We start from the raw sequence: 22851 nt of genomic DNA, 5'->3' as shown, positions 1-22851 counted from the left end.
GGTGTCCCTTCCACGGGTGGGGGGGGGAAGTGGGGGGTCTACCACGCCCCCATGCTGAGGACGTGGTCCTCTCCGGCGACGAGATCGATCGGCTGCGCGTCGCCGGAAGAAGTCCTGACTTCGATACGAGCCGTGCGCGTCGGCTTCAGAACCGCCGTCGCCCGGCCGGGCGCCCAGGTCAGTTCGACCTCGGCGCCGAACCGCGTGCGTACGCCCGCGAGCCGACCCGCCGGCAGGGACGGCGGCAGCGCGGGCAGGAGGACCAGTCGGTGGGGAGTCGACTGGAGAAGCATCTCGATCAGTACGGCGGGCAGGGTGTGCGCGGCGTCGGCGTTGTAGACGTGGCGGTTCGGGTAGTGGGCGCTCATCAGGGAGGCGTGGAAGAAGTCGCCGTCCAGGACCTGGCCGAGGGCGTGGGTGACGCGGTCGCCGTCCCGGAGCCGGGCCGCGATGAGCGCGTGGTGCAGATGGCCGTGCGCGGAGTCGTTCTCGGCGCCGCGCAGTTCGAGGGCGCGGCGGGCGGCGGCCGCCAGGTCGGGCGTGTCGTAGGGGGTGATCTCCTCCAGCGGCCAGACGCCGTAGAGGTGGCTGAGGTGGCGGTGGTCGTAGGAGTCCGCCAGGCCGGGCCAGGCCCATTCGGCCAGGGCCCCGTCCTCGTTGATCCGGTGCGGCGGGAGCCGGCCGGCAAGGGCGCGCCAGCGGTCGGCGTGCTCGGGGTGGTACCGGGCTGCCGTCAGGAGCGCGTGGCGGGCCGCCGAGAGGTCCATGGCCGCGTTGATCGTGCCCCAGCTCGCGTTCGCCGGGCGGTTCTCGGGTGAGTAGGAGGGGACGATGACGAGCCGGCCGTTGCCGTCGGTGCGGGTGAGGAAGTCGTCGTAGAACAGGGCGACTTCGGCGAGGGCGGAGGCGGTGCGCGGGTCGCGGGTGCCCTGCGTCTCGTCGTGGTCGACGAGCGGCTTGAGCAGCCAGTCGGCGCCCGCGGTCCACAGGTGCAGCGGGTACTCGCGGCTGAAGTGGTACGAGTGGCCGGACTCGCCGTCGGTGTGGGCGGGGGCGACCACGCCGCGGGTGCCGAAGACGGCGCGGGCGTTGTCGCGCCAGTCGGGCAGCTGGCGCTGGATCAGCGCGGCGTGGGCCTCGGTGACCTCGGGCAGGTCGGCGGCCACGGCGGAGGCGGTCTGGAGGTTGAGGTTGGCGTCGTTGGTGAACGCCCCCGACCAGGCCGTGTTCCAGTCGCCGGTCCACAGGCCGGTCAGGCGGGGCGGGAAGAGGCCGCCGGAGGACAGCAGGTGGTAGCGGCCGGCCGCGAACAGCCGCTCCAGCAGAGCGGGGTCACGCGGGCGCTTCAGCAGCTCCGAGCCCGGCAGGGCCCGTTCGGCCGGGCCGGCGGCGAGGTCGAGGGTGACGCGCGCGTAGGCGGGGCGGTGCAGGGCGGCGTGGCGGTCGAGGAGCTCGTCGTAGTCCATGGGCAGGTCGCGCAGCGCGCGGCCCCGCACGGTCACGTCCAGTTCACCGGTGTGCCGCCGGACGCGGGTGAGGAGTAGTACGGACCGCGCTCCCTCGACGTGCGCGCAGGGCGGGGCGAGGGTCAACGTGCCGCCGGTGGCGACGACGAGCGTGACGCCGGTGAAGGCGCGGTCGCCCTCCGGGTAGCGGGCGCGCAGGCTCAGCAGGGCGCCCTCGGGGGCGACGACGGCGCCGTGGCCGACGGCCAGCCCGGCGGGGGCACCGGGGAGCCGGTGGTCGAGGGAGATGTCGAGGGTGAGGCCGGGCGCCGTCACGTGCTGGACGATCACGTCGTCGGCGCGGGAGACGAAGACCCGGCTGGTCCAGCCGGCGCAGGCCGCCCGTACGACGCCCGTCGTGAAGTCGACGTCGCGGCGGTAGTCGCGTCGGTAGTCACCACCGTCGCCGGCGGGCCGGACCAGGCTGACCTGGAAGGCGGGGTGGAAGGGCTGCGCCCACTGGTGCGGACGGCCGTCGGTGAAACCCTCGGCGGCAGTGCGGTCGCCCGCCAGGAGGCGGTCCTGGAGCGCGGGGAGTCCGGCGGCCAGCCGGGGCGGCCGCCGGTGCACGCCGTCGCCGCTCGGCCGTACCAGGGTGTGATGCGTGACGACGACCCGCTCAGCGTTCGGATCACCGAACGCAAGGGCGCCGTGATGGCCGTTACCGCTCAGGAACCCGTCCTCCCAGCGGGCGGCCGGGTGCGGCTCCCACGTGCCGTGGACGGGCCCGTTGGTCGCGGTCATGGCCGGAGCACCGCCACGCCGTAGCGGCCGAGGGTGACCCGGTCGGTGACGGCCGTCCCCGTCAGCAGGTCGTGGTGGGTGCCGGGCACCTCCACGGTCACCGGCTCGCGGCCGTGGTTGAGCACGAACAGCGCCTCGCCCCGGCGGACGGCCTCGACCTGCTCGGGGAGGCCGTCGAGCACCGGCCGGACGCCCGCGCCGGAGGCGATCCGGGCCAGCAGGTCGCGCAGCGCCTCAGGTTCCGGGAGCGTGGAGACGTACCAGGCCCGGCCCTTGCGCAGGACGGCGGGCAGTCCGTCGAGTTCACCGCCCTTGTACGGCACGGTCTCCTCGGCGGTGCCGTCGGCCTCCAGCTCCTCGGACCACAGGGACGCCCTGAAGCCCTCGCAGGTGACGGTCTCCCCCGCGTCCAGCGGCCACCACTCGTGCAGGGTGCGGATGCCGAACAGCTCGCGCAGCCGGGGATCCATGCCGCCGGCGCGGACCCGGTCGTCCTCGTCGGCGACGCCGGTCTGGAAGCCGCAGACGAGGGTGCCGCCCCGGCGGACATGGGCGAGGAGATTGTCGATCGCCGCGTCGGTCAGCGCGTACAGCTGCGGCACGATGACCACGGAGTACGGCGTCAGGTCGTGCTCGGGGTGGGCGAAGTCGGTGGTGAGGTGCGCCTGCCAGAGGGCTCGGTGCCAGGCGTGCAGGATGTCCGGGTAGTCCACCTGGTGGGAGAGGCGGCCGTCCTGGGCGCCGGCCCACCAGGCGTGCCAGTCGTGCAGGACCGCGATGTCCGCGGTGATGTTCCGGCCGGTCACCTCGGCGGCGATCCGCTCCAGCTCCGCGCCGAGCTGCTTGACCTCCTGGTACGTACGGCCCTCCTCCCCGGCATGGCTGACCATGCCGGAGTGGAACTTCTCCGCGCCCTGCCGGGACTGCCGCCACTGGAAGTAGCAGACGGCGTCGGCGCCCCGGCCCACGGCCTGCAGGGACCAGAGCCGGTTGAGGCCGCGTGGCTTGGGGTGGTTCACGCCCCGCCAGTTGACGGGCCCGGCGGCCTGCTCCATGAGCATCCACGGCCCGCGGGCCTGGGAGCGGGTCATGTCCTGGACAAGCGCGCCGCTCTGGGCACCCTGCGGGTCGCGCGGGTCCGGGTAGATGTCGACGGAGACCACGTCCTCCTCCCCGGCCCAGCGCCAGGCGTCCTGGCCGATCCACAACGGCATGAAGTTGCTGGTGACCGGCGCGTGCGGGGTGTGGCGGCGGACGATGTCCCGCTCGGCGGCGTAGCACTCCAGGAGCATGTCGGAGGTGAAGCGCCGGAAGTCCAGCACCTGGGTGGGGTTGCGCATGTAGTGGGGCAGGCGGGGCGGCAGGATGCCGTCCCAGGTGTCGTAGCCCTGGCTCCAGAAGGCGGTGCCCCAGGCCTCGTTGAGGGCGGTCAGGGTGCCGTACTTCTCGCGCAGCCAGCGGCGGAAGGCGGCCGCGGCCTCGTCGCCGTAGTCGAAGGTGCAGTACTCGTTGTTGATGTGCCACATGGTGAGGGCCGGGTGGGCGCCGTAGCGGGCGGCGAGGTCCTCGGTGATGGCGGCGGCGTAGCGCCGGTAGGTGGCGCTGGAGTGCGAGAAGTGCTGCCGGCCGCCCCACCACTCGGTGCGGCCGTCCTCGGTGACGGGCAGGGTGTCCGGGTGCAGCCGGCCCATCCAGGGCGGGGGCGAGGAGGTCGGGGTGGCGAGGACGACGCCGATGCTGTTCTCGTGCATCAGGTCCATCAGCGTGTCCAGCCGGCCGAACTCCCGTGCTCCCGGCTCCGGTTCCAGCGTCGACCAGGAGAAGACACCGAGGGTGACCGAGTTGACCCCGGCCGCCTTCATCAGCCGTACGTCCTCGTGCCAGGTCTCCTCGGGCCACTGCTCCGGGTTGTAGTCGCCGCCGAAGAGCAGGCGGCCTCGTGTCGCGTCGCTCAGGCCGGGCATCAGACGGGCTCCCCGTACTGCACGCCGCGCCCGTTGGTGGCGAGGTAGACCCGGCCGTGGACGCGCGGATCGCCGGTGATGGCCGCGCCTGTCCAGCCCCACCGGTGCCGGTCGTCGTTGATCCGCGTCCAGGTCCTGGCCTCGTCGTCGGAGCGGTAGATGGCGTTGAAGTCCTCGATCCCGCCGGCCATGAAGATCGCCGGGTAGGAGGCGCCCTTGGCGGCCTTGCCGAAGCCCAGGGTGTGCGAGGCCCGGCAGCTGCCGACCTTGGTGAAGCCTGCGCCGCCGTCGGTGGAGCGGTAGAGCCCGTTCGCCTTGGCGCTGAGCCACAGTTCGCCGGAGCGTCCGGGGGCCGCGGCAAGCTGGAACCCGGCGTCGCCCGAGCTCAGGCCGGTGGCCCGGGCGGTGAAGGTCAGGCCGCTGTCGGTGCTGGCGTAGAGCGTGCCGGCGCTCGTGTCGTAGGCGTAGAAGTACGTCGGGTCCACGGGGTCCGCGAGCAGGACGGCGCCCTTCGGGAGGGAGGCGACCTCGGCCCAGGTGGCGCCGTTGTCCGCCGAGCGGTGCGCCGGGTACACGGTGCCGTCCCAGTGCGCGAGGGACCACAGCAGCACACTGCCGTCGGCGTTGGTGACGATCGGGCCGGGCGCGTCCTTGGCGGCGGCCGGCTGCGACGCGAAGGGCGCCCAGGTCTTTCCGCCGTCGTTCGACCAGGCGCCGTTGCCGTTGGCGCCGGAGCCGGTGCGTACGACGTACGAGGGCTTGGCCGCGGCCTGGGCGATTCCGGTGGAGGACCCGAACACGGGGTTCGTGGCCATGCCGCGCGACGGTGAGGCGGTCAGCCGCTCGTGGTAGAGCACGCCGATGTCCCGCGATCCGCTGATCAGGTGGGCCTCTCCCGTCGGAGGCGACACGAGCGCCACCACGGACGCCTCCTCAAGACCGCGGATCTGCGGGGCCCAGCGCTTGAGGTCGCGCGTGCCGTACAGGGTCGCGCCGGTGCCGTAGACGACGTGCTCGGAGTCGAACGGGTCGAGGCCGACGGCCTGGATCCACCAGCCGAACTTGGGCTTGTCGTTACCCCACTTGAGGTAGGGGGTCTCGGAGACGTCGAGGACGGCCTCGTCCTTCAGGGACTTCCAGGTGCGGCCGCCGTCGGTGGAACGGAAGACGGTGTCGATCTCGGCCCAGCGGTTGTTGGTGGACACGACGAGCGTTCCGGGCCGGCGGGCGTCGACGGCGACACCGCCGTAGCCGAAGGCGTCGGTGGAGCCGTCGGTTGTGGTCCCGCCCGGCTTCACCGGGGTGACATCGGTCCACTTGCCGTCGGCGGTACGCAGTTTGTGCACGCTGCCGTCCGACTGCCCGTTGGGGCCGGGGGCGTTGGCGTACGTCACGTACAGCTCGCGGGTATGGCGGTCGTACGCGGCGCGGATGGGCACCTTCGTGGCGGCGCCGGTGGGCTGTCCGGGGACGGGCTCCCAGATCTTCCCGTCGGACGTGCGGTACAGGTTGGGGTGGCCGGCGGTGCCGTCGGAGTCGCCCCAGCCGGCGTAGACGCCGCGGCCCGCGGCGACGAGGAGGGTGATTCCCTGGCCGGTGGCGCTCGGGGTGGCCGGGAAGCTCACGGCCTTCCAGGTCGCGCCCCGGTCGGTCGACTTGAGCAGCCCGTCGTGCCGGGTGCCGAGCCACAGGGTGTCGCCGTTGCGCGGGTCGACCAGCAGCCGTTCACCGCATCCACGCCCGTCCTCGTTGGCGCCGAGCCGCACGGTGAGGTCGGTGCGCTTCCAGGTGGCACCCCGGTCCTCGGAGCGCAGCACGGCCCCGTTGCCGGCCCAGGACTGGGTGTAGGCGCCGAGGGCGAGATAGACACGGTTGCGGTGGGCGGGGTCGACGGCCATGGCCTCGACGCCGAGGAGGTTCCAGTCGTCCCAGCCGAGGTGGTCGGTCAGCGGGATCCAGCGGTCGGTCCGGTCGTCCCAGCGGCAGGCGCCCCCGATGTCGGTCCGGGCGTAGGCGAGCCCGCGCACCGACGGGTGGAACAGCACCCCGGTGATGAACCCGGTGCCGCCCATGACGGCGTTGCGCCACCGGTAGCCGCTCTTCGCGACGGCCGCGGGAGCGGCGGCCTGAGCCCGCCCCGAAACCGTCGGCAGGGAGACGACCGCGGCGGCGGCAGCGGAACCGGCAAGAACAGAGCGTCTGCTCAGGTGAAACGTGCTCATGACATACCTCGGTCTTCACGAAGGGGGAAGTCGAGCTGGGGCCATACGACGGAAGGCTCTGCGGCGGGACTCGGGCCAAAGGGCTTCAGCCCTTGATGGCTCCGGTGAGCATGCCCTTCTTGAAGTGCCGCTGGACGAAGGGGGAGGCAGCCGCGACGGGGATCAGCGCGAGGACCATGACGGCCATCTGGAGCCCCAGGGAGGAGAGTTGTCCAGTGCGGACCGCCTGCTGGAGGCCGGTCGGCGCCTCGGTGTTCTTCTGGACGAGTTGGATGAGCACGTTCTGCAGCGGCATCATCTCCTGGTCGGTGAGGTAGATGGACGCGTTGAACCAGGCGCTCCAGTAGCCGACCGCACCGCTGCGGTGGCGACTGCCGTGGAGGCGAGAAAGCTTCTCCGGCTCGGTCCGGAGGAGGCGGCATTCGGCGTCATTGCGTCAACCCTTCATGGCGCACCCGGACACCCGGCGGTGGGCCGTCGGCCGCGGTGTCGTGACGGGAACTGGCTGAACTGAACCGGAGATCCAAGAAGCGGACATCCAACCACTGCGACGCGATTCGCAGTCGAAGCGCTTCGAAGTTGCTGCGAGGTTAAGTGAACACCCATAAGCGCACAAGGGTCGCTTCCAAGATTCCTCCAAGGTTTGGAAGAGCCTCTTCGTATGTCTTGCTTGATAGAGCGGTGTAGAGCCCTTGACACTTGCCCTGGTGTCTGATGAGCATCGAAGCGCTTCGAAGGCGCTTGCCGCTCCATCTCAAGGGGACCCCACGTGTCAGCACATACGCCGCACACACCACCACCTTTCCGCGACCCGCAGCTGCCTTTCGCGAAGCGCGTCGACGACCTTCTGTCGCGGCTCACCCTCGACGAGAAGACCGGATTCCTGCACCAGTTCGCCCCCGCCGTGGAGCGGCTCGGCGTCGCCGCGTTCCGCACCGGTCAGGAGGCCCTGCACGGCGTGGCCTGGATGGGTGCGGCCACCGTCTTCCCGCAGGCGGTGGGCCTGGGCGCGACGTGGAACACGGAACTCGTACGACGGGTCGGCGAGGCGGTGTCCAAGGAGGTCCGGGTGATGCGTGCCCGCGACGACCGCGTGGGGCTGAACGTCTGGGCCCCGACCGTGAACCTGCTGCGCCACCCGCTGTGGGGCCGCAACGAGGAGGGCTACTCGGAGGACCCGAAACTCACCTCGGCGATCGCCACCGCCTACACGCTCGGCCTGCGCGGCGAGCACCCGACGTACTGGCGCACCGCGCCCGTCCTCAAGCACTGGCTGGCCCACAACAACGAGACGGGCCGCGACGTCACGTCCTCCTCGGTCCGCCCGCGCGTCCTGCACGAATACGACCTGCGCGCCTTCCGCGAGACGGTCGAGGCGGGCGCCGTGGCCGGTGTGATGCCGGCGTACAACCTGGTCAACGGCCGCCCGAACCACGTCTCCCCGTATCTGCGCGAGCACCTGCGCACCTGGACCGACGAGGACCTGCTGGTCTGCTCGGACGCGGGCGCGCCCTCCAACCTGGTCGACTCCGAGCACTACTTCGACACCCACGAGGAGGCGACGGCCGCCGCGCTGCTGGCCGGCGTCGACAGCTTCACCGACCATGGCACCGACAGCTCGAAGATCACCGCACGGGTCCGCGGCGCCCTGGAGCAGGGCCTGCTGACCGAGCCGGATGTCGACGCGGCGGTCCGCCGCCAGCTCTCGGTCCGTTTCCGCCTCGGCGAGTTCGACCCGGAGTACGACCCGTACGCGCACACCACGGACTTCGACACCCCGGCCCACCGGGCCCTCGCCCGGGAGGCGGCCGAGCAGGCGGTCGTGCTGCTCAAGAACACCGGTGGCCTGCTGCCGCTCGCGCCCGGCACCCGGCTCGCGGTGGTCGGCCTGCTCGCCGACGAGTGCAAGCTCGACTGGTACAGCGGCACACTCCTGCACCGCCGCACGCCGCTGGCGGGCCTGTACGAGCGGTTCGGCTCGGAGCGCGTGGAGTTCGCGGAGGGCGTGGACCGGATCCTGCTGAAGACCTCGGCCGGAACCTTCCTGCACGTTCCCGAGGCGGACGCCGGCGACGAGGTGCGCGGCGCCGAGGGCCCCCTCGACCCGGCCCTGCTCGCGGGCCGGACGGACCTGCCCCCACTCACCACCGACGCGACCGGCACCGAACTCTCCCTCGTCGACTGGGGCGAGGGCGTGCTGACCCTGCGCGCCCCCGACGGCCGCTATCTCTCCGTCGCCGAGGACGGCCATGTCCGCGCCTCCGCCGACCAGCCCGGAGGCTGGGTCGTCCAGGAGACGTTCCGCCTGGAACCACACGAGAACGGACACCTTCTTCGGCACATCGGTACGGGTCGCCTCATCTCTGTCGCCGCCGACGGCCTGAAGGTTGCCGACGGAAACGGGGAGATTTTCGAGGTCGTCGTCGTCGAAAGCGGCGAGAACGCGGTGAACAGGGTCGCCTCGCAGGCGGACGTGGTCCTGGTGGTCGCGGGCAACGATCCGCACATCAACGGACGCGAGACCGAAGACCGTACGACCCTGGCCCTCCCCGCCCACCAGGAGCGCCTCCTGCGCGCGGCCCGCACGGCCAACCTAAACACGGTGCTGGCGCTGGTCTCGGCGTACCCGTACGCGGTCGATCACGCCAAGGTGCCGGCGGTGCTGTGGACGGCCCACGGTGGCCAGGCGGCCGGCACAGCCCTGGCCAGGATCCTGGCCGGCGACGTCTCCCCCGCCGGCCGCCTCCCGCAGACCTGGTACGCCGACGACTCCGACCTGCCCGACCTCCTCGACTACGACGTGATCGGCGGCCGCCAGACGTACCTCTACTTCGAGGGCACGCCTCTCTTCCCGTTCGGCCACGGCCTGTCGTACGCGTCCTTCTCCTACGAAGACCTCACGACTCGCGTCGAGGACGGGGCACTGCACGTGTCCTTCACGGTCGGCAACACCGGTGACGTCACCGCGGACGAGGTCGCCCAGCTCTACACCAGGGCCGTGGAGCCGTCGGGGCCACGGCCCCGCAGGGAACTGGCGGCGCACCAGCGTGTCACGCTCGCGCCCGGCGAGGTCACGGAGATCGCCTTCCGGGTGCCGATGTCGGCGTTCGCGTTCTGGGACGTGGCGCAGGGACGTCAGCGGGTGGCACCTGGCCGCTACGAGCTCCTCGTCGGAGCGTCCAGCGAGGATATTCGCCTGGCCCGGACCGTCGGCCTTGACGGCGAGCCGTCGGTGCCCCGGCCGGTCATGGCGGGCGGCCTGGACGCGGTGGACTTCGACGACCAGAGCGACACGGAGATCGTGGACCGCGCGAAGACTTCGGGTGACTCCGTCGCCCCTGTGGCCGGCCGCAGGGGCGAGCTGGTGTTCCGTGACTGTGACTTCGGAAAGGGGGCTGCCGGGATCACGGTGGAGGCCGCGGGTGAGGGCACGGTCGAAGTGTCACTGGGTGACGGTCCGATACTGGCGGTGCTCGCGCTTTCCCCGGGTACGGCCGGGCCCTACGACTACACCACGGTGAGCACCCCCGTCGCCGTGGCTGCCGGTGTGCACGACGTCCGCCTCGGACTGCGTGGCCCGGTGCGGCTCGCGCGCGTCGCCTTCTCCGTCTGAGGTCCACATCGACCCCGTGTGCAGGGGAGTCGCCACGCAGGAGTCCGGCACCGGAAGGCTTCGGTGCCGGACTCGGCTCTTCAGGCCTGCGTTCGCCATGGTCTTCGTCGCCCGGACCGTTCGGGCGCAGGGACCACCGAACGCACGACCCTGTGGGGTGTGTCACCACGCCCGAGGGGTGTCGTTGGAGACGCTCCTGCCGGCCTGTTCCCGGTGCCGCGGTGGCGGGTGTCATCGCTACTCCGCGGCAGTTCCCGGTGCGGCGGCGAGCACGCAGACGTCCCAGGCACCGAGCCGCACGGGCGTACCGGCCGGGACCACGCTGCCGTCCAGGGCATCGGTCAGGTCCACCGGTGCCTGGGCGGTGGCCGGCTGCCAGCTCCAGTTGTGTACGACATGGACGCGCCGGCCGTCGGGGGCGGTGCCGGTGGCGGCGGTGACCGAGTCCGGCAGGCCCTGCCAGCCGCTGCACGGGGAGGGCGCGAGCCACGCGGCGAGCGCGCGGGCCAGGTCGCGGCCGGGCACGGTGCCCACGCACGTGACGCGGCCCGCGCCGTGGCGGCGGGTGGTGACGGCCGGCCAGCGCCCGAAGTGCGGGTGGTCGTACTCGGCCAGGACATCGGCGTCCTCGACGGCCAGGCCCTCCACCCAACGGGTGGCCACCGCGTCGGCCGATAGCTGGAGCGGGCTGTCCGGTGCGGTGCGCAGCGGCAGGTCGGCATGCAGGTTGCTGTACTCGTCGTACCGGACGCCCGCGGCCCGGACCAGTCGCGCCGGTGTCACCTCGTGGCGCGCCCGCGCCTCATGGTCGCCGTAGCCGGTGCGGGGCCCGAGGACGAGGTGGCCGCCCGCCTCCGCGTATGCGCCGAGCCAGTCGAGCATCCCGTCGTCCGCCACGTACAGCGCGGGAGCGATGAGCACGGGGTGCAGCTCGGCCACCGACTCCGGTGTCATCCCTGGACGTTCGCCGCGCGGGTCGTGCAACTGACGGGCGTGCATGATCCGTACCTGGCGCCCCGCCTCGAACGCGCCCCGGTAGAACGGCTCGAAGATGCCCTCGTACGCCCAGGCGTCCGGGCCGCCGTCGGGGCCGGCGAGCGGCGGGTGCTTGCGCATCAGCCACTTGCTCGGCGCCGAGTACACCATCGCGATGTCCGCGTCCGGTGTGATCCCGGCAACCAGGTCCCCGGCCCGCTCTAACTCGGCGCCCAGTCGGGTGAGTTCGCGATACGCGCGCCCCGGTCGTCCGCTGTGCGGGAGTAGGCGAGGCACGTGGTGACGAACTGGCCGGGCCTCGCGTACTCGCGCACGATGCCGGCCTGCCAGGCGATGAACTCGGTGGTCTGGCGCGCCTGGAACGCCTGCCAGGCCAGATCGTACTGCGGCTGCGCGTTGCCCTCCGGGGTCCACAGGTCGGCCCAGGTGGTCAGCCGGTGCGACCAGTACACCAGCCCCCACTCGCGGTTGAGGGTCTCCACATCGCCGTACCGCTGCCGCAGGTCGTCCACGAACCGCTGAAAGACACCGTGGTTGTGCGGCAGTCGCGGGCCGGGTTCATTGTCGACCTGGAAGCCGATGATCGCGGGGTGGGCGGCGTAACGGGCCGCGATCGCGCGGATCACCCGCTCCGCGTGGAAACGGAAGGCCGGGTGCGTGAAGTCGACCTCCTGCCGGGCGCCCCACGCGGCGCGGCGCCCGGTGGCGTCCTCGGCGGCGATCTCCGGGTACTGCCGGGCCAGCCACGGCGGCACCGCGTAGGTGGGAGTTCCGAGGACGACGCGGATGCCGCGCTCGTGGGCGCCGTCGAGGACGGGTTGCAGCCAGTCGAGTTCGAACCGGCCGTTTTCCGGTTCCCAGGTGGACCAGACCGACTCGCCGACGCGGATGACGGTGAACTTCGCCTCCGCCATGAGATCGAGGTCGGTCTTGAGCCGCTCGTACGGCTGGTACTCGTGGTAGTAGGCGGCGCCGAACAGGACGCGCGCGGGCAGCTCAGTCATGCGAAGTCCGCGACAGACGTATGGGTCCCGGCGGCCGGGACGGGGAGGTGGTGGGTGGTGGAGGTCGAGCCGGTCACGGACGTACCGGGCTTGGTCACGTGGTGGGTGAGGACGGCGGTAGGTTCGTCGAAGCGCTTCACCTGAGGACGCAAGGTAATGAGGAATTTCAGGCGAAACAAGAGGCTGCAGGCAATGGAACCGCCTTCCTAGCCAGGCATTGACATCACACCTCACGCAGTGGCAGGAAATCGAAGCGCTTCACTAACCGACGCCTCTCCCGCCCGCTGAGGTGGCCCTCCGGTGGGTTCTCTTTCTTTCCCGCCGTCGGCCGGCGGCCGTTCCGTTTCCGCACCCCCGCGCTCTTCACGACTTCCTGAAGAAAACGCTCGGCTGCTGAACGCCGCTGTCCGCTCCCGCGTACAACAGCCCACAGCCAGTCGTCGAAGAGGAGTGCCGGTATGACGGGATCTCAGGAGACAGGGCGGCTGTTCGGCCGCCGTACGGTCGTCGCCGCGGTGGGCGCCGCCGGGGTCGCCGCCGCACTGACGGCGTGCGGCGGGTCGGACAGTGACAGCCCGTCCGGCACCGCCGCCGAGAAGCCGGCAGGCGGGACGGGCGGGACGGGTGGGGCGGGCGAGACGGGCAGCGGTGGCGACGCCGGTGCCGTGCTCGCCAAAACCGCCGACATCCCGGAGGGCGGCGGCAAGGTCTTCGCCGACAAGGGGCTGGTCGTCACCCAGCCCACCGCGGGACAGTTCAAGGCGTTCTCGTCGAAGTGCACGCACCAGGGCTGCGCCGTCAAGGACGTCACGAACGGGATGATCAACTGCCCTTGTCACGGCAGCATGTTCGACGCGACGGACGGCAGCGTGAAGGCCGGCCCGGCCAAAACGCCGCTCCCCGCCAGCGCCATCAAAGTCGAGGGCGACTCGATCACCCTTGCCTGATCCTGCTCACCCTGACCCGTCGCGGGTGCTTCCAGCAGGCGAGCACCTCGTCGGTCGTGGTGATCGTGGCGACGAGGGCGAGCGTGTTGCGGACCATTGCGGGGGTGTAGTCGGCGGGCACCCCCGCGATGGCGTCCGCGGGGACGACGGCTGTGTAGCCGAGATTGACCGCGTCGAAGACGGCGTTCGGGATCGCCACATTGGCCGAGACGCCCGTCACGAGCAGGGTTCGGCAGCCGAGGTTGCGCAGCAGGGCGTCTACGTCCGTACCGGAGAGCGGCGAGAGGCCGTGCAGCCGTCGTACGACGAGGTCCTCATCCGCGACTTCGATCGGTTCCGCGACGCGCACCGCGGTCGTTCCCGAGAGCTGCTGTACGGGCAGTCGCGCGGCGGCCCGGAACAGTCGTGCGTTGTTGCTGGCGCCGCGCCCGTCGGAACGCCGTTCCGCCACCGCATGCAGCACCTGCACACCCGCTTCGTGGGCACCGGCGACCAACCGCGCGATGCGCAACAGGGCCCCCGAGGAGCGGGCGGCCCCGGCGAGTTCGGGCAGGGCGCTGTCCTTGCCGACGACCCCCTGCTGGCACTCCACGGTGAGCAGCACGGTGGTCGCCGGATCGAGCTGCTCGGCAAGCTGTTCGTACGACGGCAAGGTTCCCCCTCGGGTCCGAGCGCGCGAGGCTAACGGCCATTGCGTGATGAGGGAAGAGACCCCATGATTTCTGACAGTGAGTCAGAAACTCTGAAGGGGGACACCGATGACCGCCACACAGCGCAGAGGCCGCCGCATCATGATGACGGACGCCGAACGGGACGCGTTCCTCACCGAACAGCGCACCTGCCGGGTGGCGACGGTCTCGGCGGACGGCAGCCCGCACGTGGGTGCCCTGTGGTTCGTCTGGGACGGGCATTCGCTGTGGCTGTACTCGATCACACGCAGCCGCCGCTGGGCCCAGCTCCGTAAGGACGCCCGGCTGGCCGTGCTCGTCGACGACGGCGTGGAGTACGGCGAACTGCGCGGCATCGAGCTGTCCGGCACCGCCGTCTTCGTGGGGGAGGCGCCACGTACGGGTGAGCCGTGCCCCGAACTCGACGTGCCGGAACGACTCTTCTCCCAGAAGTACTTCGGCATGACGCAGATGCCGCACGACGGACGGCACGCCTGGCTGCGGCTTACCCCGGACGCGGTGACGTCCTGGGATTTCCGCAAGCTCGGCGACGCCTGAGCCCCGGTCCGGATGCCGGGACCCCACGCCCGACACCCAAGCGGCGCTCCGACACCAAAGCCACCGTCCGGCACCCGCGCCGGGGACCGACGCCCGAGCCTCAGTCCAACGCCCGAGCCGGGGTTCGACGCCCGAGCCTCAGTCCAACGCCCGAGCCACGGTCCTGCACCCGAGCCGGGTTCAGCTGACGACGTCCGCGCCCGCGGCGCACAGCGCGTCGACCGCCGCGCGAATGGAAGGCCGCCGGTCCGCGTCCGCGCGCCAGACGGCGTACACATGCCGCCGCATCGCGTGCCGCACCGGTACGACGCGGACCCGATCCGGCACGGGACCGCGCCCCAGCCGGGGCGCCACGCAGACCCCGAGCCCCTCGGCGATCAGCGCGAGCTGGGTGGCGTGCTCCTCGGCCACATGCGCGATGCGGGGCTCGACGCCCTTGCCGCGCAGGGTGAACATCAGCCACTCGTGACAGAACTCGCCCTCCGCCCAGGTGACCCAGTCGTCGTCGGCGAACTCCTCCAGATCCACGGTGGCGCGGCCGGCAAGCGGATGACCGACATGCATGGCGACATCGGCGGGGTCGTGCAGCAACTCCTGCTTGGCGAGCCCTTCGGGCATGGACAGCGGCCTGTTGTACCAGTCGAGCACGACTGCGAGATCGAAGTCGCCCCGCACGACCCCGCGTACCGAATCGGCGGGCTCCAGCTCCCGCATTCGCACGCGAAGCTGGGGGTGCTCGACGCGCAGGGCGGCGAGGGCGGCGGGCAGCAGACCGCGGGCAGCGGTGGGGAAGGCGGCGACGGTGAGGTCCCCGACGACCCGGCCGCGCTGCGCCTCGATGTCGGACTGGGCCAGCTCGACCTGGGAGAGGATGCGGGCGGCGTGGTCGGCGAGCAACCGCCCGGCGTCGGTGAGACGCACGCCGCGGCCGTTCTTGGCGAGCAGGGGCTCGCCGACCTCGCGCTCCAGCTTGACCATCTGCTGGGAGACAGCGGAGGTCGTCACATGCAGGCCCTCGGCTGCGCCACTGACCGAGCCGTGCCGAGCGAGGGCGTCGAGCGTACGCAGGCGCTCAAGGTTCAACATATAAGCGATACTAAGCGATCAGCTCCACAAAATCTCGCTTGTGCTACGAAGTTGAGCGGGCGAGGGTAAGCACCATGAGCCCCGTCCGCACACCCCGCGCCACGCTGCCCGCCACGTCTGCCACCTCCGCCACCTCCGCCACCTCCGCCACCTCCGCCACGTCTGCCTCTGTCGACGCGCCTCCCGCGCCCGCCCGCCGCCCGGCACTGGACTGGCGCATCCGTTTCGCGGCGCTCGCGCTCATCTGGGGCTTCAGCTTCCTGCTCATCAAGGTCGGCACAGAGGCGTACGCACCCTTCCAAGTCACCCTCGGGCGCCTGCTCTTCGGTACGGCCGTGCTCGCCGCCGCGATGGCGGTGAAGCGGGTGGGCCTGCCGCGCGGCGCCCGGACGTGGGGCCATCTCGCCGTCGCGGCGTTCTTCCTCAACGCCCTGCCGTTCTCGCTCTTCGCCTACTCCGAGCTGACGATCCCCTCGACGCTCGCCGGAATCTGCAACGCCACTTCGCCGCTGTGGGGCATGGTGCTCTCGGTGGTGGCGTTCTCCGAGGACCGCCCGACCCGCCGCCGCGTGGCGGGGCTCGGCATCGGCTTCATCGGCGTACTGACGGTGCTCGGTGCCTGGCAGGGCTTTTCCGGCCTGGACTTCGGCGGTACGGCGATGGCGTTGCTGGCTTCCCTCAGCTACCCGGTGGGCTGGATCTATCTGCGCCGTACGCTCGGCGGCAGCGGCAACTCCGCTCTCTCCATGACGGGCGCGCAGCTCCTCCTCGGAACCGTCCAACTGGCTGTGGTAACCCCCCTGTTCACGACCATGCCCAGCTCGTTCCCGGTCGTCCCACTGCTCGCCGTGGTGGCACTGGGCGCGCTCGGCACCGGTTTGGCCATGCTCGTCCAGTACGACTTGGTGGCTGAGGTCGGGCCGACGACCGCCCAGATGGTCACGTACTTCATCCCGGTGATCGCCACCGTCGCGGGTGTCACTCTGCTGGGCGAACACCTCAGCTGGAACACCCCGGTGGGCGCCCTGATCGTCCTGGCCGGCGCGGCACTGACCCAGAGCCGCACCCGAACCCGAAGCACCGACCCGAACCGCAACTGAACCGGGAAGCCCTTCCGCCCGCCGAACTCACGCCCCGCCCACCCCCCACCTCACACATAACGCCGTCCCCCCGGAGCCGGCCCCGTCGCCGCGGCGACGGCGTCGGCGACCGGGGTGATGTCGGCCGCCGTCATCGCCGAAACGGTGACGCGCACGCCCGGCGGCGCAGCCATCCGGAACCGCGCCCCCGGCGCGACGGCCCACCCCGCGTGCAACAGGCGCGCCACCACCCCCGTCTCGTCCGCCACAGGCACCCACACGTTCAACCCGCTGCGTCCGTGCGCCTCGACCCCCCGCTCCGCCAGCGCCCGCACCAGTGCGTCCCGGCGCTTGCCGTACTCGCGCGAGACGGCCCGTACATCCACGGCGCCCGCCTCCCACAGCTCGACCACCGCCCGCTGCAACAGCCGGCTGACCCAGCCGGGCCCGAGCCGCTGCCGCCCCATCACCCGGTCCACCGTGACCGGGTCGCCGGTCATCATGGCGAGCCGCAGATCAGGCCCGTATGCCTTCGCGACGGACCGCACGAACACCCATTGGTCCGTGACACCCGCGAGCGGGCGCAGCGGCAGATCGACGATGCCGTGGCCGTGGTCGTCCTCGATGAGCAGCACCCCCGGAAACATCATCAGGACCCCGCGCAGTTCCTGGGCTCGCGCGATGCCCACCGCCGCGCCGGTCGGGTTCTGCGCCCGGTCGGTGATCACGAGCGCGCGGGCCCCGCCCCGGAGCGCCCGTTCGACCTCGCCGGGCAGCGGCCCGTCGTCGTCGAGCCCGACCGGTACGGCCCGCAGCCCGAGCGCGGGGATGAGGTCGAGCAGGCTGTTCCACCCCGGATCCTCGACGGCGACCGCGTCACCCGGCTTCAGATGCGCGGCCAGGACGCGCTCGATCGCGTCCAGCGACCCCGAGGTGACGGCGACGGGCCCGGCCCGCACACCGTCCGCGTCGAAAGCGGCCCGCGCGAGCCGCGCGAACTCCGGGTCGACGGGATCCTGTCCGTACAACCCGGGCCGCTCCGCATTGCGCCGCGCCGCAGCGGCGAACGCGTCATGCAACGGCGGCAGCAGCGCCGGATCGGGGTTGCCCTCGCTCAGGTCCCGCACACCGGGCGGTACGTCGACTCTGATCGAATCCCGCGCCGTACTGGCCGGCCGGGGACGCACCCGGCTGCCACGGCGGCCCGAGGTCTCAATCACCCCACGCTCGCGCAGCGTGCGGTACGCCGCCGCGACCGTATTCGGATTGACCCCGAGCTCTCCCGCCAACTCCCTCATTGGCGGCAGCAGTTGCCCGGGTGCCAGCTCGCCGGAACCCACCGCGCGCTCCACGCTCGCGGCAATCTCCGATGCGCGCCGCCCGCTGATCCTATAGTCTCCTAGCACAAAGACAACTATGCACTAGTGCAATGGGGAACGCAATGCCGGACATCACCTCCTACGCGCCTTCGGAGCGCACCGTCCCGACTCGCTCGCGGGAACGCGCCTCGTACGACCGCGACCTGGTGCACGCGATACTCGACGAGGGTTACGTCTGCCATCTCGGCTTCGTCCGTGACGGCGCCCCCGTCGTCCTGCCGACGCTCTACGGCCGCGTCGGCGACCGCCTCTACGTGCACGGCTCCACGGGCTCCCGCCCCCTGCGCATGGCCGGCCAGGCCGACCCCGGCCTCGCTGTCTGCCTGACGGTCACCCATGTCGACGGCCTCGTGCTGGCCCGTTCCGCCTTCCACCACTCCATCAACTACCGGTCCGTGGTGGTCCACGGCATCGCCCACGAGGTCGTGGACGAGGAAGAGCGCCGCACAGCCCTGGACGCGCTCGTCGATCATGTCGTGCCAGGCCGCTCCCACGACTCGCGCCGGGCCAACACCAAGGAGCTCGCGGCGACCGCGGTGATCCGCCTCGACCTGGAGGAGGTCTCCGCGAAGGTACGCACCGGTGGCCCCAACGACGAGCCCGAGGACGCCGCACTCCCCCACTGGACGGGTGTCGTCCCCCTGACCCGCGGCTACGGCGCCCCGGTCCCGGCAGCCGACCTGGATCCGGCCATCACACTCCCCGACTACCTCACCACGCTCTGAAGAGGTCCGGTCATGCTCATTCACCCCTGGGACGCGCCGCACAGCGACAGCGAGTGGCAGCAGTGGCTGGCCATCCACGACTTCGGGCAACTGGCGGTCAACGGACCGCCGGGCGAGGCCCCGTCCGTCCAGCCGACACACTTCCTGTACGACGCCGAACGCGGCCGGTACGGCGAGGTCCTCACCCACCTGGCCCGTCCGAACCCACTCTGCGACGTGCTCGAAACCGACCCGCACGTCGTCGTGAGCGTCGTGGACGACTACACCTTCATCCCCGGCCCGTGGCAGGCACCGGCGGACACCCCGCCCGAACACGGCGTGCCCACCAGCTTCTACGCCGCCGTTCAGCTGCGCTGCACGGCGCACCTCGTGGACGACCCGGCGGAGAAGGCCGGCCTGCTCAACCGCCAGGTCGCCCACTTCCAGCCGGAGGGCGGCTCGGCCCGCGCGGCCGTCGGGGAAGCACCGTACGGCCGCCTGCTGTCGGGCATCCGCGGCCTGCGCCTGGAGGTGACGGAAGTCCGGGCCAAGTTCAAGTACGGCAGCCACAAACCGCAGGACGTACAGGACCGAACGGCAGCGGGCCTGAGCGGACGCGCGAACGCGAACGACCTTGCGGCCCACGCCCACCACCGTCGCCGCACACCGCCCCCGCCTCCAAGCCCGTCCGGCGCTTGAGAAACGGGTCCGGGGCGGGTCACAGACAGCGAAGGTCCGGAGCGGGGCACAGACAGCGAACCGCGGGGCGAGGCGCGCAGGGCCGGGGCGGGGAAGAACCGCCCCCAGCCGGGGAACAACCGCCCCGCCCCAGCCCTCCGCCTACACGAGCGCCCCAGCCGCCCTACGGCCCAGCGCCGCCGTCCTCGCCTCCGCGAACGCGAGCCCGGCCACCGCCGCGAGCAGCAGCAGCGTCCCCGCCACGGTGGCCACCGTCAGGTGCTCACCCAGCAGGACAACCGCGATGACGGCCGCGCTCACCGGCTCGATCAGCGTGATCACCGAAACGGTGGCGGACCGGACCACCGCCGCCCCGGCGAAGTAGAGCGCGTACGCGAGCGCCGTCGGCACCGCCGCCACATACACCAGCAGCCACACCACCCGCACCGGGTCGCCCGTGTGCGGCAGCAGCCCCTCGGCAGCCGCGAACGGCAACAGGCACAGCGAGCAGATCACGAACGCCCACGCGGTCGTGTGGAACGGATCGGCCCCGCCCCCGTCGCGCCCGAGCCGCCGCGTGAGCAGTGTCATCGCCGCGTATCCACCGGCCGAGAGCAGCGCGAAAAGGACACCGGCGGGCCGCACGGCCGTATCGCCGCTGCCCAGCACCATCACGCCGAGCCCGACAACCGCACCGACCACGGTCAGTACGCCGACGCGCCCCAGCCGCTCCCCCATGGTCAGCCGGGCACCCAGCGCGATCAGCACCGGCCCCGCGCCCATGGTGACGACGGTCGCGACGGCGAGCCCGGTGGCCTGGACAGCCGCGAAGTACGCGCTCTGGAAAACGGTGAGCCCCAGCCCGGTGACGAGAATGCGCGTCAGCCGCCGCCTGCGGGGTTCGGCGGGCGCGACAACCGCCTCAGCCGCCGCGACAACGCGCCGCCGACGCAGCGCACGGGCCGCCACGAGCAGCACCAGCCCACCGGCGCAACGCCAGAAGGACAGGGCGAGCGGCCCTATGTCGCTGGCCAGGAAGGTGAGAGAGGCGGCCGCTCCAGCGGTCCCCCAGGCGGTTCCGGCAACGATCAGATAGATCAGGCCACGCCCGACGGGCAGGCCTGAGGAAGGACAGGAAGATTTCGACACGTGACTTCTCCGCGTGAAGACGGGACAGGTGGTCGCTCGGCTCCGCACGCGGGCAGCGACGAACCGCTCGGGGACTGCCCGAACCCGGTCTTCGTCTTCGGCAATGCCGCCCGCGTTACGCGGCGGGAGGCGGAAGCACAGTCACATGCATGATCGTCACCCTAAGGCGCGGTCCGCCTCGCGGACAACTCCCTTTCCGCAGGCTGGAAATCCGCGTCGGCAGCCGCTCCGCCCGCTGCCACCGGCCCGCCCGCGACGGGCCCGCTGGGAGTCTTGGGCGCCGACGACTGTGCGATGAAGGCACCGATCAGCACCACGGCCCCACCGATGATCTGCGGCGCGGACAGGTGCTCACGCAGCAGCACCCACGCCAGTACGGTCGCGATGACCGCCTCCAGGCAGGCCACCACACCGGCCACCTGCGGCGACAGTCTGCGCACCGACACCACACCGGTGACGTACGCGACGACGGTGGCAATCAGCACGATCCAGCCGAGCAGCAGCGCGGCCGGAACATCCGCCCCGCCCATGTCGGCGTCCGTCGCGAGCAGCGACCAGGCCATGCCCCACGGGCGCGCCACCACGGTCAGCACCGCGGCGCCGATGAGCAGTCCGTACGCGATGACGCCGAGCGGATCTGCCGCGTCCTCGTCGGCACTGCCCTGGTCGGACAGGACGAAGTAACCGACCTGGCAACAGGCGGCGCCGAGCGCGAACAGCAACCCCAGCGCGTCGAAGCTCAACCCGGCCCACACCTCGACGACGCAGGCCAGGCCGCCGACGGCCAGCACCACACCCGCCGCGGCGGCCCGCGTCACCGGCCTGCGCTGCACGAACCGGACCCACCCGAGCACCAGTGCCGGCGCGAGATATTCGATGAGCAGGGCGACACCGACCGGTATCCGGGACAGCGAGGCGAAGTAGAAGGCCTGCACACCGGCGACCGCGAGCAGGCCGAAGCCGGCGAGGAGGGCGGGCTTGCGCCGTAGCAGATCACGATGACGCCAGGCCACGGGCAGCATGACAAGAGCCGCGCCCGCCACCCGTAGCCACACCACGTGCAGCGGGTCGAGCCCCGCTTCGATCAGCGGCTTGGCCGCGACACCCGAACCACCGAATGCGAACGCCGATGCCAGGGCTAGTCCCAGGCCGGCGCTCCTCCCCTGAGACGCTTGCATCGGCACATCATGCCAGTTGGGGTCAGGAGCGTCATCCCGGTGACACCTGTCGAGACGCTCAGTGGAGGCGCCCGGCCAGCAGCTCCGTGTCCACACCGGCCCGCCGCAGGACCTCGACCGCCCGGCAGTCGGGATCCGCAGCGAGCAGGGCGAGCAGGTCGAGCCCGCCGGCGCGCTCGTCACCGCGCGCCGCCGCGCGCTCCAGGGCGCCCTCCATGGCCGTGACAGCGGCGGGCGACCAGCCCGCTGCGCCCGGCGAGTCCCGCACCACGGCCACGGCGCCCGAATCCTCCACCGCACCCTGCCAGCGCAGCCCGTAGCCGATGCTGCGCTGCACGAGATAGCCGAGCACCCTGGCGACCTGCGGCGTACCGCCGTCGAACGCGGCTCTGGCCTCGGGGTCCGTCTCGATCACCGAGTGCAGCAGATGCGCGGTGTCGATCTGCCGGTCGCCGTCCCGCAGCGCCCGCCTGCGCGCGCCCGCGACCACCGAGGCGAGCTCCGCGGTGAGCCTTGCTTCGATGTCTGCACAGTGTGGAGCGGGCTGCTGGGGACCCCGCGGTGTACGGCTTTGCACACCTCCCACCTCATCAGCCGCCGTCGGCGGGAGCATCCCCGCCGGGAAGCATTCGCGCATCCCACCGAAGTTGGGCAACCCCGCCCGGGTTCTCCTCCTTACGGATGAGATCAGGGATATCGGGACAACCCGAGAATCCGCCATATCTGACGGTTCATCAGTATTGAATGTTCCACCGCCCCCGGCTACGTTCCGCGACACACAGCCGAGGACGGCCGACGACAGTCGACGAAAAGGGGTGGTCGCATGGCCGAAGCCAGCGCGGAGGCACGCATCGGGGCGCCGGCCGAGAAGATCTGGGCGCGGCTGACGGACTTCACGTCGTACGCCGAGTGGAACGCGACCCACACCAGCTTCCCCAAGGGCGGACCCGCCGTGCTCGAAGTCTCGGCGACGTACGAGGAGAACATGAAGCTCATGGGTTTTCCCGCGGAGGTCACCTGGACGGTCGAGGAGCTGGAGCCGGCCCGGCTGCTCGCGACCACGGGCAAGGGCCCCATGGGCGTCAGCCTCGCCATGCGCTACTCCCTCACCCCTGACGGCGACGGCACGATGGTACGCATCGACGGGGAGTTCACCGGCGCCGCCGTCTCCCTGATGGCGGGCAAGCTCAAGGACTCGGCGGGCGCCGCTCTGAGCGAGTCGCTGCGCAGGCTCGACGGCCTGGTCACCTGAGACAACCGCGTCACCTGAGACGACCCGGCCGCCCTGAGACGACCGCGTCACCTGAGACGACCCGGCCACCCTGAGACGACCGCGTCACCTGAGACGGCCCGGCCACCTGAGGCGCCGTACACGTC

General features: G+C 71.6%; 17 protein-coding genes and 3 pseudogenes. 7 read left to right on the top strand and 13 right to left on the bottom strand.

What is annotated here, in order from left to right:
• Positions 1-38: 38 nt before the first annotated feature.
• From G412_RS0129240 to G412_RS41670, 5 genes and pseudogenes are all read right to left on the bottom strand, one after another.
• Positions 39-2249 (bottom strand): glycosyl hydrolase family 95 catalytic domain-containing protein, encoded by a 2211-nt coding sequence (locus G412_RS0129240; protein ID WP_028815151.1) that lies wholly within the window; start codon positions 2247-2249, stop codon positions 39-41.
• On the bottom strand, positions 2246-4213 hold the full coding sequence (locus tag G412_RS0129235; protein ID WP_028815150.1) for a beta-galactosidase: 1968 nt from the start codon (positions 4211-4213) through the stop codon (positions 2246-2248). Before G412_RS0129235 ends, G412_RS0129240 begins: the two co-directional genes overlap by 4 nt.
• Positions 4213-6435: a WD40/YVTN/BNR-like repeat-containing protein gene (locus G412_RS0129230; protein ID WP_028815149.1), complete on the bottom strand. Its 2223-nt coding sequence runs from the start codon at positions 6433-6435 to the stop codon at positions 4213-4215. The genes G412_RS0129235 and G412_RS0129230 overlap by 1 nt, the downstream gene beginning before the upstream one ends.
• An 85-nt stretch (positions 6436-6520) precedes the next feature.
• Positions 6521-6790, bottom strand: a pseudogene (locus tag G412_RS38670) (carbohydrate ABC transporter permease); the annotation flags it as partial.
• Positions 6769-6867 (bottom strand): annotated as a pseudogene (locus G412_RS41670) (twin-arginine translocation signal domain-containing protein); the annotation flags it as partial. The pseudogenes G412_RS41670 and G412_RS38670, both read right to left, overlap by 22 nt.
• A gap of 337 nt (positions 6868-7204) precedes the next feature.
• On the opposite strand from G412_RS41670, the gene G412_RS0129220 reads away from it, so the two are divergent.
• On the top strand, positions 7205-10048 hold the full coding sequence (locus G412_RS0129220) for a glycoside hydrolase family 3 C-terminal domain-containing protein (RefSeq protein WP_028815147.1): 2844 nt from the start codon (positions 7205-7207) through the stop codon (positions 10046-10048).
• Between the two features lie 237 nt (positions 10049-10285).
• On the opposite strand, the pseudogene G412_RS36500 reads toward G412_RS0129220, so the two are convergent.
• Positions 10286-12048, bottom strand: a pseudogene (locus G412_RS36500) (beta-galactosidase).
• Positions 12045-12188 carry a hypothetical protein gene (locus G412_RS39900; protein ID WP_157839188.1) on the bottom strand — a complete coding sequence of 48 codons (144 nt, stop codon included), beginning with the start codon at positions 12186-12188 and terminating at the stop codon, positions 12045-12047. Before G412_RS39900 ends, G412_RS36500 begins: the two are co-directional and overlap by 4 nt.
• 318 nt (positions 12189-12506) lie before the next feature.
• Here G412_RS39900 and G412_RS0129205 point away from each other — a divergent pair, with 318 nt between their 5' ends.
• On the top strand, positions 12507-12995 hold the full coding sequence (locus G412_RS0129205; RefSeq protein WP_028815146.1) for a Rieske (2Fe-2S) protein: 489 nt from the start codon (positions 12507-12509) through the stop codon (positions 12993-12995).
• Here G412_RS0129205 and G412_RS0129200 read toward each other — a convergent pair.
• A complete protein-coding gene (locus G412_RS0129200) occupies positions 12982-13647 on the bottom strand; it encodes a cysteine hydrolase family protein (RefSeq protein WP_028815145.1) in 666 nt (221 codons plus the stop codon). The genes G412_RS0129205 and G412_RS0129200 overlap by 14 nt on opposite strands.
• A gap of 106 nt (positions 13648-13753) precedes the next feature.
• Here G412_RS0129200 and G412_RS0129195 point away from each other — a divergent pair, with 106 nt between their 5' ends.
• Positions 13754-14221: a pyridoxamine 5'-phosphate oxidase family protein gene (locus tag G412_RS0129195; RefSeq protein WP_028815144.1), complete on the top strand. Its 468-nt coding sequence runs from the start codon at positions 13754-13756 to the stop codon at positions 14219-14221.
• Positions 14222-14401: 180 nt separating this feature from the next.
• Here the strand turns inward: G412_RS0129195 and G412_RS0129190 are convergent, their stop codons facing one another.
• A complete protein-coding gene (locus G412_RS0129190; RefSeq protein WP_028815143.1) occupies positions 14402-15307 on the bottom strand; it encodes a LysR family transcriptional regulator in 906 nt (301 codons plus the stop codon).
• Between the two features lie 38 nt (positions 15308-15345).
• Here G412_RS0129190 and G412_RS0129185 point away from each other — a divergent pair, with 38 nt between their 5' ends.
• Complete coding sequence (locus G412_RS0129185; RefSeq protein WP_028815142.1) at positions 15346-16407, top strand: DMT family transporter; 1062 nt, start codon at positions 15346-15348, stop codon at positions 16405-16407.
• 50 nt (positions 16408-16457) lie between these two features.
• Here G412_RS0129185 and G412_RS0129180 read toward each other — a convergent pair whose 3' ends face one another.
• The gene (locus G412_RS0129180; protein ID WP_028815141.1) at positions 16458-17792 is read right to left on the bottom strand and encodes an aminotransferase class I/II-fold pyridoxal phosphate-dependent enzyme; all 1335 of its coding nucleotides are present in this window, start codon (positions 17790-17792) and stop codon (positions 16458-16460) included.
• A 23-nt stretch (positions 17793-17815) separates the two neighbouring features.
• On the opposite strand from G412_RS0129180, the gene G412_RS0129175 reads away from it, so the two are divergent.
• Positions 17816-18490 carry a pyridoxamine 5'-phosphate oxidase family protein gene (locus G412_RS0129175; RefSeq protein WP_028815140.1) on the top strand — a complete coding sequence of 225 codons (675 nt, stop codon included), beginning with the start codon at positions 17816-17818 and terminating at the stop codon, positions 18488-18490.
• 12 nt (positions 18491-18502) lie between these two features.
• The gene (locus G412_RS0129170) at positions 18503-19168 is read left to right on the top strand and encodes an FMN-binding negative transcriptional regulator (protein ID WP_028815139.1); all 666 of its coding nucleotides are present in this window, start codon (positions 18503-18505) and stop codon (positions 19166-19168) included.
• A 141-nt stretch (positions 19169-19309) separates the two neighbouring features.
• Here the strand turns inward: G412_RS0129170 and G412_RS0129165 are convergent, their stop codons facing one another.
• The 3 genes from G412_RS0129165 to G412_RS0129155 form a co-directional block, all read right to left on the bottom strand.
• The gene (locus G412_RS0129165) at positions 19310-20296 is read right to left on the bottom strand and encodes a DMT family transporter (protein ID WP_037650200.1); all 987 of its coding nucleotides are present in this window, start codon (positions 20294-20296) and stop codon (positions 19310-19312) included.
• A gap of 161 nt (positions 20297-20457) precedes the next feature.
• Complete coding sequence (locus G412_RS0129160; protein ID WP_037650198.1) at positions 20458-21474, bottom strand: EamA family transporter; 1017 nt, start codon at positions 21472-21474, stop codon at positions 20458-20460.
• Between the two features lie 58 nt (positions 21475-21532).
• On the bottom strand, positions 21533-22051 hold the full coding sequence (locus G412_RS0129155; RefSeq protein ID WP_028815136.1) for a Clp protease N-terminal domain-containing protein: 519 nt from the start codon (positions 22049-22051) through the stop codon (positions 21533-21535).
• 246 nt (positions 22052-22297) lie between these two features.
• Here G412_RS0129155 and G412_RS0129150 point away from each other — a divergent pair, with 246 nt between their 5' ends.
• Entirely contained in the window at positions 22298-22726 is a 429-nt protein-coding gene (locus G412_RS0129150; RefSeq protein WP_028815135.1) for a type II toxin-antitoxin system Rv0910 family toxin, read from the top strand.
• Positions 22727-22851 lie beyond the last annotated feature (125 nt).

The organism is Streptomyces flavidovirens DSM 40150 (genome assembly GCF_000429085.1).
Classification (GTDB): domain Bacteria; phylum Actinomycetota; class Actinomycetes; order Streptomycetales; family Streptomycetaceae; genus Streptomyces; species Streptomyces flavidovirens.
Note: the sequence above shows the minus strand (reverse complement) of the source record. Positions and strands in the feature narration are given on the sequence as shown.